Consider the following 13,360-nt stretch of genomic DNA (forward strand, 5'->3'; position numbering starts at 1 on the left):
ATATTCATCGAAACCGAGCAAATTATCTGGCTCTGCTTGAAGTGATGCTAAATCTGAAGTTTCTCCAAAACTGTTATCTAGAGAATTTTCTATAGTCGATATATCCAGATTATCTGGGGTTTCCATCTGAATATAGGTGGATGTAGCGACATCCTCAAACAGCAGTTGCGGATATTCATCGAAACCGAGCAAATTATCTGGCTCTGCTTGAAGTGATGCTAAATCTGAAGTTTCTCCAAAACTGTTATCTAGAGAATTTTCTATAGCTGATATATCCACAGTATTATCTGTGGAGTCTGTAGCGACATCCTCAAACAATAGTTGTGGATTTTCATCGAAATAGCCGAATAAATCATCTGGCTGTGATTGAAGTGATGCTAAATCTGAAGTTTCCCCAAAACTGCTATCTATAGAAGTTTCTATAGTCGATATATCCAGATTATCTGTGGTTTCCATCTGAATATAGGTGGATGTAGCTATATCCTCAAACAGCAGTTGTGGATTTTCATCGAAAGGGTTGAATGAATCAAGTTCCAGATCAACAGCAGATATCTCTGGGGGCTGATTAGTAAATTCTGGAACAAAATCTAAAGCTTCTGGTTGTTGCGATCGCTTGATAATTTCTTCCCCTAAATGCTGCGCTAAATTAGGCGTTTCCGGCGGGGAAGGCTGTATGCGATCGGTGATTGCAGGGGAAATAGTTGAGTTACTCGCTGCTAACTCATCAAATAAATCATCTTCAGAATCTGATGATAATATCAAATCTAGCTCCTCTTGCTGCTGGAAATTGATATCAAAATCTTCTTCTATGTCAAAACTGTTTATAGGAGAAGGTATTAGCTGCTGACTATCGCCAAAAATGTCATTAGTCGCAGCAAACAAACTCTCCTCTAACGCCCTCTCCACATTTTGCTCAATTAAGGAATCGAATTCATACTGTTCCTCTGTGGTTTCCTGGTTCCAGAAGTTGCTCAGATCATTTTCTGATTCAGAAAACTCAGGTGCTATTGCTGGAGATGTATCAAATAAATCACTGAGTTCTGGTTCACTTGTAGACAGTAGTGACTGTTCTTCCATTTCAGCAAATAGGTTGTCTAAAGACAAGCCTGTTTCCTGGGTTAATTCTATGTAGTCACTAGGGGTAATTTCTTCTACCCAATTGGCATTTCTAGTTTCTAAGAATAAGTTATCAAAAGTGTTTTGTTGGTTGGTAGATGGTTCCACAAAGGCGTTCGCCTCTGTTTCTGGTTGAGTTACTTCGCCTGTAGGTAAAAGTTGTATATCATCATCTAGAGCCAGTGTCAATAAATCTTCAGCTACATCGTTTTTGTTGACATCAGCAGGCAGGTTTGGATCGCTAGAAATATCAATAAATTCTTGTAAATCCTGGGAAGAAGAGTCTAAATTTAGATCAAGTAGGTTAATATCGCTTAACTCTAAAGTCGTAGCAGATGTTTGTTGATTTTGCGGTTCTGAGTTCTCTTTTTCTAGGAAATTTTCGCCAAATAACAGGGATAAATCTTCTGTCGTGGCTGCGGTTGTTGGGTGCTGCTCGTTGCTTGTGCCTTGATCAAAAGAGAGGAAATCGGATAAATCGCTATGAGCATCTTTAGCGTCAGTACTGCTAAAATCAATCCCAAAATCATCCGTAGCAACAATATCTAAGGTTTCTTCTTGATGCCAGCTTTCATCTAGTTCGGGAGTTTCACCCTCAAATAAATCGGCAAGAGTATTTAACTCAGCTATTCCTACCTCTGGCCCATTGAGGTCAAGATTGCTACTGATTGGATGCACTTCGTCATGTGTGGTGAAACTAAGACTAGTGTGAGTAGCAGCGTTTAGTGGTGTCCCTTGTTGAACATAGGGGCGATCGCTCTTGACGTTGGCGTAGCCGGACGCTGGCGGACTCGTTGGCGTAGCTTGTGGTAGAGAAGAGGCTGCGCGATCGCTAGTTTTCTCGTCTAGATTAAGTTCTTCAGTTGTTTGGGCTAGGTTAGTTATGACTAACGGCTCAGTCTTACCCGATAGAATTGGCTCTGAGGCAGTTGATGATTTTGTCAAAGGCCCAGACTGTTCGTTAAACAAATCTGTGGTAACTTCTAATAACTCAATTTCTGCAAAGTTCAAAAGCGCTTCTAGTTGGTGACTAATTGCAATTTCGGGTTCTCTACCTTGCAGGACTAATTCTTGAGCTTGCTTGATTTCGGTAATGACAATTTTAGCTAACGTCAGATAGGTATTTTCAGGATTACCGATCGCACTGGCTGCTGCTTGACACAAACCACACCACTTGGACAAGTTCCAAGTTAACCCAAGTCTGACTAACTGGTAACAGCATTCCTGAAGGTTTTGTCGATTTGAGGGTGTTGTTGTTTGCTTAAACAATTGCAACATTTCCCGCAGTCTTTGCAGCACCTGGGCTTGAAATTCGCCCCAATTATTATTTTCTTGGGCGGTTACTGGCGTTAGCGCAGCGTTGTTTCGCACCTCTTGGGGTGCTACCGACAACGATATTTCGGGAGATTCCTGATTGGTGTCTTCTGCCAAACTGGGAATATCTCGCCGTAGGAAAAGTTCTGTAAGTGTAGAGACATTCTCTAGAGAGGTTCTTTGTAGTTCTGTTGTGCTAGCTACTCCATTTTTTCCTTGTTCTACAAGTAGTTCCAGATGCTGATACAGCCATTGGAAGACCGGCTCAGTTTCTGACATCAAAGTATTAGCTGCATCTTCCGAAAGACCATAAGGGCCGCTCAAATGTTCTAATAGGGCTTTTAGGGTATCAGATACACCGAGAAATAAAGACTCTAACTTTTGGTCAATCTGAACCGGATTATCTTTGAGAACTTTAAAACAATCTTCTAGACGGTGAGAGGTATGCTGGATGCTAGTCAATCCAAGCATCGCCGCTCCTCCTTTGATGGAGTGAGCCGCCCGGAAGACTTCACTGATCATTTCCGGGTCGTTCAGGGTACTCTCTAAATTCAGCAAGCCCTGCTCAATGGTATTCAGGTGATCCCTGGCTTCTTCGATAAAGTAACCCAAAATCCGCTGTTGTTGTTCCGGCAGCATAGCAAAAGTTATGAGTTATAAGTTATGAGTTATGAATCATGAGTTATGAGTTATGAGATGTGAGTTGTGATTTTTATTTCTAACTGCTCACACTTAACTCCTAACTTTCCCAGTTATGAGTTATGAGATGTAAGTTGTGATTTTTATTTCTAACTCCTCACTCCTAACTCCTAACTTTCCCAGTTATGAGTTATGAGATGTGAGTTATGATTTTTATTTCTAACTCCTCACTCCTAACTCCTAACTTTGTTACCTGGTTTCGGTAGTTTCCACTCGGAAACGTTCAACGGAGGCGATCAAGTCACGGGATACACCTACTAAATGTTGTAGGGCACCTGAAACTCGCTGTGCTTCCTGGGAAGTTTCTTGGGCGGTAAGTTCTACTGATTGCATTACGTGAGCGACGGCGCGGGAGGTTTCAGTTTGTTCTACAGTGTCGCTGGTAATCGAGCGTACAAGAATATCGATGCGATTCGCCACTTGAATAATGTTTTCGAGCGATCGCTTGGCTTCTTCTGCCAATTTTGTACCTTTAATTACTTGTTGTGTGCCTTCTTCCATCGCGGTCATTACAGAGCCTGTTTCGCTTTGGATTTGCATCACAATTTGTTCAATTTCCTTTAAGGATTTAGCAGATTTGTCTGCTAACTGGCGCACTTCGTCTGCGACGATCGCAAACCCGCGTCCAGCTTCTCCTGCCCTTGCCGCCTCAATACTAGCATTGAGTGCCAGTAAGTTTGTTCTGGAAGCAATTTGAGAAATCAACGCCACAATTTTAGAAATTTCTTGAGAAGATTCCGCTAACCGTTTCACTTTTCGAGTGGTTTCGGCAACGGTTTCTCGAATTTCTAAAATCCCCGCCACAGTATTTTCTACTGCTTCGCCACCTTTAAGAGCGATCGTGCTAGCATCACGAGCAACGGTTTCAGCTTCCCGCGCCGCCTCTGCTACCCGTTGAATCGAGTCAGTCATTACCTGTACAGAATTTAGCGTCACCGCCAATTCTTCTGCTTGGCGCAAAGCATCACTAGATAAGGCTCTAGCAAAAGTTTCAGAGTTGGTTGCACCTTTTGTTACATCCTTCGCCGCCACTTTTACCTGTTGTACAATATCCCGCAGGTTTTGAATTGTCAGGTTAAAAGCGTCAGCCACCGCTCCCAATACATCGGCTGTAACTTCAGCTTGGACTGTTAAATCCCCTCTAGCAGCACCTTCCACATCATCCAAGAGGCGAATTACCTGGCGTTGCAGGTTTTCTTTGGCTTCCTCTTGTTCATCGGCTTTCCGTTGGGCTTCACTTGTAGTCGTGAAAATTACCCGCGCCATTTCATTAAAGCCAGTAGCTAAATGTCCCAATTCATCTTCGGAAAATACTGTGGCTTGAGCATTCAAATTTCCTTGACGTACAGCCTCAAACTGAGCTTGGAGATCGTTCGTTGTGCGCCGAATTTGTTTGAGTGCAAGATTCCCCATAACGCCTGCGGTAGCAAAACCTGCAATCCCAGCTGCAAGTGACATTGCCCAACCTGTGTTTCGTACTGATTCTCGTTGTTGGGCTGGCGAAAATGTGGTAGCGACAAAGCTAACTGTGGCTACAACCAGCGCCGAGACAATGCCCACACTTCCAGCAATTAACCATTGTTTCCTTTCTATGGAGGCATTTTCTAATGGTGCTAACCATCCTTGCTCAACGCTGACGCTGGGTTCTAGTTTTGAGACATCTGTTTGGCTAAAGACTGGAACTCCTTCATGAGAACCAGTCATGGTGAATAATTCCTCTTCGCGATCGGCTGCACTACTTGCAGAAGCCTCCACGACTGGAGAGCGTCCACTGCCACTGGTGATTTCTGATGAAGCAGAATGCATTGCTCCCTCGCCGAAGTGAGAATCTCCTTCGAGCAGGTCAAATCCTGGAATATTACCTAAATCATCAAATTCTTCAAAGTCATCTAAAAATTCTATATTGCTCTTAGAATTTTCTCCATTCAGTATATTGTTTGAGTCTTCATAAGGGCTTAACCCCTCTGAGCCAAAGGCAGACTCAAATGCTTCCATATCAAAATTATCATCGTCATCAAAGCTATTTTTACCGATAACTTCGCCTGATTTAAGCTCCTTTTCTTTTTTAGGTAGATTGCTGCTAAAAGATGAAGCCTCATCAGATAAATCTGGCACAAAGCCTTCTTCTGCTGCAAAACTTTTTGACTTCAACCGATCCGGTGCTTTGTTTTCCGGGAAATTATATTGACTATTGTTATTTTTTGACGCACTTTTTTTAACTTCTTGAACAAGAATTAAAGTTTCGTCTCCTAAAGTAGAGTTTGTATATTCTAAGTTACCAAAATTAGGCTCTGGAGAATTTGGTTCACTCAACAAATCAGGTAAATTATTCTCGTGATTCCCAGTTTTGGAATTAGAATATGAAGAGTTATTATTGTCAATAGCTGAATTTCCGTAATCAGAATTTATCCCAGTATCTGAAAAATGAGTATTTTCTAATGATTCTTCGTGACTTTCTTCTGATACATCTTCCTGCCAAAAAGTAGGCAACTCTAATTCTGTTTTTTCCTCAAAATTGCTGCTATTTAACTCTTCTTCGTGTAATTCTTCATTGAAGGCAAAAGGATCGTCACCAAAAGCTGTAGAAGAATCTGATATTTTTCTTGTTCCAAGAGTATCTTCTGTTGGTATATTAAATGGGCTTTTGGAAGATACTTCTTTACTGTGATTTACAGTTTCTTGATGCTCTCCAAAAAAGTTCAAATCAAGATTATTGCTGTCAAACTCCTCAGTATATCCTAAATGTTCTAATTCTTGTTCGTTATATGCCAGTGGATCAGAAATCTCTGGGGAATTGATTTGCTCTTGACTATCTGATGTATCAATCTCCCCACCGAATGATTGTAAATATTGATTGATATTCTCAATTCCATTATTGGCAAAACCAATAATTTCTTGATCGTCAGTCAAGTGTAATACCTGTTGATATTCTTCTTTGGCGACATCATACTGCTGTAAAACATAGTAGATGTGACCCCTTAACAAATGGGAATTAGGGTCATTTGGTAAATTTTGCACCACTTGGTCAACTAAAGTGGCGGCAACCTCATAATTCCTTTGAACATAGGCGGTCATTGCCTGTTGATATGTTGGCTCGTAATTATCAATACTTGCTGCCATTTCCTCCTCCAATTTCATCCTGCCCACCTAGCACTCCGTAAAATTGCCATTTGATCGAGCAGTCGCAGACACTTATTGTTTTTAGCATCTAATAACCACTCTCCACGTAAAAAGGGAGCCATAGTATCTGGAACACTAGTTGGTGGCATGAGATTCTGGACATCCAACCAGTCCATGCCACCAATTTCCTCTACTGCTAAACCCACTATTGTGTCTTGCTCTTCAACGGCAATCACCGGAATTTCAGCTCTATCCGTGTTTAATGCGCTTGTTTCCCCAAGAAATTGACCCAAATCAGCCACCCAAATAACTCGACCTCGTAAATTTAGAGTACCCAAAAGTAAAGGAGAAGCATTAGGAATCGGGGTGATTCTATCAGGACTTAGTTCAATTACCTCCCGAATGCCAGTTGCTTGTAGTGCAAACTCCTGATGCGAGGGAATGTAAAACCTCAAATGTAACTCACCTTCAGGACTTTCTACTTGTAATTCTGGTCGGAAATGGTCTTGACCACTGCCACTTAAAAAGTCCGGTTTGCTGACCATATTGTTTTTGTCCTTATCCTCGCAGCAGTTGTTTGACTGTTCCTACCAACTCGGTTGGTTGAAATGGTTTGGCTATGTAGGCGTCTGCACCCTGCTTCATGCCCCAATAGCGATCAAATTCTTCGCCTTTGGAAGAACACATAACCACAGGGACATTTTGGGTTTTTGGATCGGATTTTAAGCGCCGACAAACTTCGTAGCCGTTCATTCGAGGCATGACAATATCCAATACCACTAAATCGGGAGGTGCTACTTGAATTGCCTCCAATGCTTCTAATCCATCACTGGCATGAGTTACTGTTAGGCCAGTTGCTTTCAGGAGGTCTGTAATCATCTCCCTTTGCGCGATACTGTCTTCCACAATCAGAACTGTGCTCATAAGTGTCTATTTACCCCCTGATGTAGACGTTCCTATTTGGAACATTCTTTGATTCCCCCGCAAGTATTAACTGTATAAATTAATTGTATGTTCTCACTATTTTCCTGGATATTGACGTTTTACTAAGTTGGCTGACTCTGTGATAACATCTTTTAACTGATCTTTTAATAGATCAACAAATCTTCGATCTGTTTATATGCCCATGCCCCTCAATTTTGGATAGCGAATCATTGAGCGTCTTTTAGATTTTAGATTTTTCAATCTAAAATCCAAAATCAAGATTCTAAAATTATTCTGCCCATTTCTCAATGCCGTACTTTCATTGGTTGTTGATATATTTTTCTACGAGCATAAGTAACTCAGTGTCTGTAAATGGTTTTGTTAAATAATCTGTTGCCCCGACCATACTAGCTTTGACTCGATCAATAAATCCATCTTTACCAGTGAGCATGATAATCGGTGTGACCCGAAATGCTCTTGAATGTCGCAGCATGGCGCAAACTTCGTACCCCTCCAATTGCGACATAGCAATGTCGCATAGAATTAAATCCGGCTTGAGTTGAAAAACCAGACTCAGTGCCTCTAAGGGATTGGTGAGAGCGATCGCTTCATAACCTTGTGCTTGTAAGATGGAATTTATAGTCTCACCGATGGCGATCGCATCGTCAATACATACTATTCGCCCCCTGTGTTTTCCCTTCAATTCCTCGTTATCAGTGTGGGCATCTGGTTTAGTACTGTCTGGATATACCAGTTGTAGCCAACTCTGTTGCACATAAGGATATATTGCCTTAGCAACTGTCAAAATGTCTCGGTTAAGATACCGAGCTAGTTGACGCAAGGATGTTTTACCATCAGCCCAATGTTGTAGCTTACTTACGGTTGCTTCTGGAAGCGAGGATTGTAAATGAACTTTGTCAGATAGCACTGGCAATTGTTCTGGAGACTGAATATGAGGATACAGCTGCTTCCACTCTTGCACCTGCTTGGTAATTTTTGTAACAAATGGCGCAATCTCGAAAGTGTTTAATTGCGGGGCAAGTGCGGCACTCTGATGGAAAATAAAGTTCCCTTGGTGTAAACTTAGCAGGTCAAAGAGAGTTTCATGTACCAAGCCGTGAATAATACTACCAGCGATCTTGGGGTTGATAATATTCCGCTCCAAGAGCGCCCACAGATAGGCGTACTCTGGCGCGTCGGTTGATGGTAAAGAGGCAATTTGTTTGTCGCTAAGTCGCATCTCGACTCGATAATGAGGTAAATAATCGCTAATTCTGGACAAATTACTCTCACCTTCTTGGCAATAGATAATTTGACCATTGAGAAAAAAGACGAACCAAGACTGTTGTTTGAGGCGATAAATGCTTGCTCCCTCTCCACCCAGTTTGTTGTTGTGGTGAGAGCTAGTAGCTCTTACCCATAGTTGTCCAGTTCGTTGTCCCAACTCAATCAATTGGAGGATACTACAAATATCAATTTCATTTAAATTTCCCTGCATTTACCTAAAAAATACTCCTTGTAATGCCGTTAATATTATTTTTAAATGGGTTTGGGCTTAAATTGACACATACAACCAATGTTCCCTACAATCTGTTGCATCCAAAGAAGAATTGCTATAGATTCAGCTATAAAGTTTAATCTTTCGTAATCCACTTTGACAAAGCTAGTGTTAACACGGAAGTCATCATCACTGTCATCAGTACAAAATATAAAGGCGCGACCAACTCACTTTTATAAGTATCAAGACGTAATATCTCGCGTCTATAGTTTTGTCGGTCTTGTTCTCCTAAACTTTGGTTCAGTGAGACAAGTTAACAGAATTATTTAAGGTATATCCCAAAACATAAACTTTAAGTGCATCAATAAAGGACTAACGGTGTGCTGTATTTAGCAGAATTACAAAAACAGAAAGGTGGTTTACTCAGTGGCGGTGGCAAAACTGAACTAAAACTACTAGCTTGTCAGCGAACTGACCAGAATTGGAGTCCTGTGTCAGAAGAAGTGATTGCGGCTGAGGACGCAAGCAAATTAAATGATGGTGCTTTGGTACTGGTTGAACTGAATCCAAATCGTCAAGTGCAACGCATTCAAGAAGCAGCGCGGCCACTAGTCAATATTTTGCAGAATTTTTCCCGCCAATTGGAGAAATTTAAGCTCAAGGAAGATGAAATTGATCAGTGGAAGCAATCACTGACGTTTCAGGCGCAAGAGTTGAATCGCCGTGAGATGGACATGGAAGTACGCTCAGAACAGTTGCAACTATTGGAGGAAGAGTTGCAACAACAAGAGCAGCAAAAACAAGAAGTTGACACATCCCGCCAGGAAATTGAACGGTTACAAACAGAAGTTGAGCGCAATCGCCTAGAATTGGAAGGCGCTTGGGAGCATTTGCGGGGTGAGCAGCGCCGCTTGGAGGAACGTCTTACAGATTTCCAACAGGGGACGGTTTTAGATGAGGAGCAAGGTCGGGTAATGAGTGAGTTACTCGATAGGTTGTCTAGTCGTGTGGCTCCCACGGAAACAGTCAGAGAACACCTGCATCTGGCCTTGGAATTGGTCGAAAAGCAGCAAGCGACTCTTACCCCGCACTGGCAAAAACTGGAGGAGCAAAAAAGTGCGATCGCACAACAGCAACAAGAAGTCGAGCGTTTGTCACAAACCTTTAGCGATCGCCAAAATGCACTGCAACAAGCACAAAATTCTCTAGTCCAGCAAACAGCCCAATTGCAGATAAACACGGCAGACTTTAACAGCAAGCAAGAGTATGCTCGGATAATCAAAGAGCAGCTACGAAACGCCGAAGAGTTATATCAACAGATTCACTCTTTGTCGGCAACGTCTGGTGTAGTTCTCGGCCAGCAAGCTGATGTAGAAGCTTTAGAGAAAATGCCTTTAGAAGAACTGCAAAAGATAGTCCAAGATTTGCAATACAAGTTAGAAATAGACGCTAGCTTTGTTCACGATCAAGAACAAGAATTGAAATATAAAGAAGAAGCTATAGAAGAACTCCAAACTAAATTAAATCACGCATCTGACCATGACCATATCAATTTGGAACTGGAATTAACAGATGAAAAAGACATGTATCAGATGCTAAACTCCAGTTTGGTGGGACAACGCCGCAATATGTTACAGCATCAAAAGTTTCTCAAGCAACACCAAGCTGTATTGCTGCGGCGACAAGGACATACTGTTGTTGATGAAAAAGAGGGTAATAAAGTTAATTTAGAACCGATTTTATTACAAATTGAAACCCAGCGACAACAATATTCACAGGAAGTTCAAAAGCTGGAACGTGAAATTGATCGGATTGGTTCTGGTATTGAGCTAAATCAGGGAATGATTGACAATCAAACTCACGATTTGGATGAAAAGCGCCAAGAACTGAAAGCGGTGGAGGAAAACTTGCTATCCCTAAGAAGAACAACTGCTGAATACTGTGGTCGAGTGAATCTTTATCAAGAAACGCTACAACCAATTCAGGATTCTTTAGATGGATTACGGCAAAAGCTGCTCTTAATTGGAGAATCTTTGGATCAATTCCAGGAAACTGGTGATTATCAAATCCAAGCGATCGCTCAGTTGCGTCATACTCTCCAAAGTTTGATGCCTCAGCCACAATTACTAGCGTCTTAGCAAGTTAGGAGTTTGGAGTTATTGATGCGTTATTCTCAAAATCATTGTATCGTCCTCCATTATCAGCAGGAAGCTCATCGGTAATGGGATAGCCCAAGCCATTTTCCCGCCCAAGTTGGTTCCACTTTACACCAATGTTTCCGTAGACAGCGTGTGCGCCCAAGCTGGGAAGCCAATAAATATAACCATATTGGAACTCATTGTACCGTCCTCCTCTGGCAGCAGGCAGTTCATCGGTTGTAGGAGAACCAGCTGGGCTTGAATAAGCACCCAGGCTTACCCATTTATCAAAAATAGCTCCGTAGATTGCTACTGCGTACACTGGCTGATTCAGCATTAAGGGCATCGTTACAACTGAAATTGGAATCACTGAGAGGGTTGCAAGTGTTGATAATCCAAAACCGAGTTTTTTAAATTTCATAAAACTTCTTTTGTATTTATGAGCGTGATAGCAAACTGACAGTTAAGATTATGTTATTTTATGTGTTTGCTGTCTAGACATAAAAAATCAGTGTTTTAACTGAGATGCCATTACCCGCAACTATATTTTTTCTCAAAACTATATCTATCAACCCTTTAGCTCTTATTTTAAATATTTTGTCTTTTTATTAAGAAAGTTTTTCACTAAAATATTTGTAGTTAGGCTTCAGCCCTAAGTAGGTAGGCGTAATTAAACATAAGATCAAACCTCACCCTCAATCCCTCTCCGATATTTTGGAGAGGGAAGCTGGAGGCAGGGTGAGGTTTTATATTTAATTTGACCCACTTACTTATTAGCTCTTAACTATTTAAAACAAATCCAATCGCCTTGTACTTGAGCGATCGCACCACCAGGAAATGGATCGGTTTGCGATCGGTTGGGCGCTATAATTAAAGCCGTTAATTTTTCGATGTGTTCAAAACTGGGTGCATCAGTCAATATTTGCTGCAATACCTGACGCATCACCCGACGTTGCAGTGCCAATGGTGCCTTCTGCAATACTCGACGATTTAAGCGTAAGGGAAAAGCAAAGGGGGATGAGGACGATGAAAAAGATATTTCTCCCCTATCTCCCTCACTCATCGCCCCATACCGCAACTCCTGGGCGGCTTTTTCGAGATATTCCACTTCTGCTTGAAGAAGTTCTGCTGTTTGGGCTAAGGCTGATTCTACTTGGGGGTTGAAATTTTCGCGCAAATATGGTATTAAGTGTTGGCGAATGCGGTTACGGGCGTATTGCAAATCTTGATTGGTGGAATCTTCCCAAATTGGTAATTTAAATTCTTGACAAAATTGCTCTGTTTGGGTGCGAGTAATTTCTAAAAGGGGACGCACTAGCATAATGCTTGTAGTTAGAGGGCGTTGCCAAGTTAGGGCTTGTAAGCCATCAGCACCAGTACCGCGAATTAAATTGTAGAGGAGAGTTTCGGCGCGATCGCTGGCGGTGTGTCCGGTAACTATATACTGATAATTATTTGCTTGAGCGATCGCACTTAAAGCTTGATAGCGCCAATCGCGTGCAGCAGCTTCACTATTTATAGGAGCGATCGCTGTTTCTAAATAAAAGCATGTACCCCAAGTTTTAGCTAAATTTTCGACGTGATGAGCATTAGCTTGGGAGTCAGAACGCCAGCGATGATCGCAGTGGGCAATACCTAAATCCCATCCCCATTTGGATTGTAAATCTAAAAGTAATTTTATTAAACACAGAGAATCCTGTCCGCCGGAGACAGCGATTAATAGACGCTGGTTGCGTTCAAATAAATGGCGCGATCGGATTGTGCGATGGATTTTTGCGTGTATGGGAGTCCATACCATTTTGGGAACTTCTCATAGTTTTTGGATTTGACTTGCAGCTATAACTTGTTTAACAGTTAACGCTAGTTGGGGGAAAGTACTAGAAAGAATGCGGTCATTGCCGGTAAACTTTTCGACTTGGTAGTGGCCCTCAACCAACTGGTAAACAAAAACCGTGGGGAGTTTGGGATTACCAAGATAAGCACGAGAAGCGATCGCCAGATAATCTACAATCCAATACTCAGAGATACCGAGTCGCTGATACTCATCTACCTTGTCAACATAATCATCATCCCAGTTTGTTGAGGTAACTTCTACAGCAAGTTGAATCGGCTCAATCAGCGCCCCATAAGCAAGAACATTGCTGTTCCACTGTGATGCACTAACTACGCTCACATCTGGATTTCTGCCTTGTTCTTGCCCAGCATCAGTAAACGTCCTGATGATGATATCTTTGTCAGCAATATATTCAAGTCCCAAGCGTCTAATTTCATCATTGAAGGCAAGCATTAAAAACCTTGCCACATTTTTATGCGCTCTAGTTACCTCCACTGGTATAATCTCTCCGTCGATCAGTTCGTAAATGCCACCATCAGGGTATTGCTCTAGAAATTCTTCAAAACTTAGTTTTTTAACTGGAGTCTGAACCATATTGTTCGCCTGCTAAAAAAGGACTTAAAGTAATTTGTAATTGATAATGACGCTCCTACATTGCTAACGTAATTCGGAATTTTTGAAAGTCAGATTCAATCTGGGTTTCCAGGTTTGTGTCTG

The 13,360-nt window shown here is 41.8% G+C and carries 9 protein-coding genes; 1 reads left to right on the forward strand and 8 read right to left on the reverse strand.

What is annotated here, in order from left to right:
* From V7K73_RS27835 to V7K73_RS27855, 5 genes are all read right to left on the reverse strand, one after another.
* Positions 1-3,069: Hpt domain-containing protein (locus V7K73_RS27835; protein WP_334885020.1), on the reverse strand; the 3,069-nt coding region annotated here is incomplete at its 3' end.
* Positions 3,070-3,318: 249 nt separating this feature from the next.
* The gene (locus V7K73_RS27840; protein ID WP_334885022.1) at positions 3,319-6,267 is read right to left on the reverse strand and encodes a methyl-accepting chemotaxis protein; all 2,949 of its coding nucleotides are present in this window, start codon (positions 6,265-6,267) and stop codon (positions 3,319-3,321) included.
* Entirely contained in the window at positions 6,264-6,794 is a 531-nt protein-coding gene (locus V7K73_RS27845) for a chemotaxis protein CheW (protein ID WP_334885024.1), read from the reverse strand. Before V7K73_RS27845 ends, V7K73_RS27840 begins: the two co-directional genes overlap by 4 nt.
* A 13-nt stretch (positions 6,795-6,807) precedes the next feature.
* Positions 6,808-7,173 carry a response regulator transcription factor gene (locus V7K73_RS27850; protein WP_012412195.1) on the reverse strand — a complete coding sequence of 122 codons (366 nt, stop codon included), beginning with the start codon at positions 7,171-7,173 and terminating at the stop codon, positions 6,808-6,810.
* A gap of 319 nt (positions 7,174-7,492) precedes the next feature.
* Entirely contained in the window at positions 7,493-8,671 is a 1,179-nt protein-coding gene (locus V7K73_RS27855) for a response regulator (RefSeq protein ID WP_334885034.1), read from the reverse strand.
* A 380-nt stretch (positions 8,672-9,051) separates the two neighbouring features.
* Between V7K73_RS27855 and hmpF the strand changes: the two genes are divergently transcribed.
* Entirely contained in the window at positions 9,052-10,809 is a 1,758-nt protein-coding gene (gene hmpF, locus V7K73_RS27860; RefSeq protein ID WP_334885036.1) for a pilus motility taxis protein HmpF, read from the forward strand.
* Positions 10,810-10,813: 4 nt separating this feature from the next.
* Here the strand turns inward: hmpF and V7K73_RS27865 are convergent, their stop codons facing one another.
* The 3 genes from V7K73_RS27865 to V7K73_RS27875 all read right to left on the reverse strand — a co-directional run bounded on the left by V7K73_RS27865 (position 10,814) and on the right by V7K73_RS27875 (position 13,237).
* A complete protein-coding gene (locus V7K73_RS27865; RefSeq protein WP_334885038.1) occupies positions 10,814-11,230 on the reverse strand; it encodes an LGFP repeat-containing protein in 417 nt (138 codons plus the stop codon).
* Between the two features lie 363 nt (positions 11,231-11,593).
* Positions 11,594-12,607 carry a tRNA lysidine(34) synthetase TilS gene (gene tilS, locus V7K73_RS27870; RefSeq protein ID WP_334885040.1) on the reverse strand — a complete coding sequence of 338 codons (1,014 nt, stop codon included), beginning with the start codon at positions 12,605-12,607 and terminating at the stop codon, positions 11,594-11,596.
* Between the two features lie 12 nt (positions 12,608-12,619).
* Positions 12,620-13,237, reverse strand: a complete 618-nt coding sequence (locus tag V7K73_RS27875) for a Uma2 family endonuclease (RefSeq protein ID WP_334885042.1) — start codon at positions 13,235-13,237, stop codon at positions 12,620-12,622.
* Positions 13,238-13,360: the final 123 nt, after the last annotated feature.

Source organism: Nostoc sp. (assembly GCF_036916975.1).
GTDB lineage: Bacteria > Cyanobacteriota > Cyanobacteriia > Cyanobacteriales > Nostocaceae > Nostoc.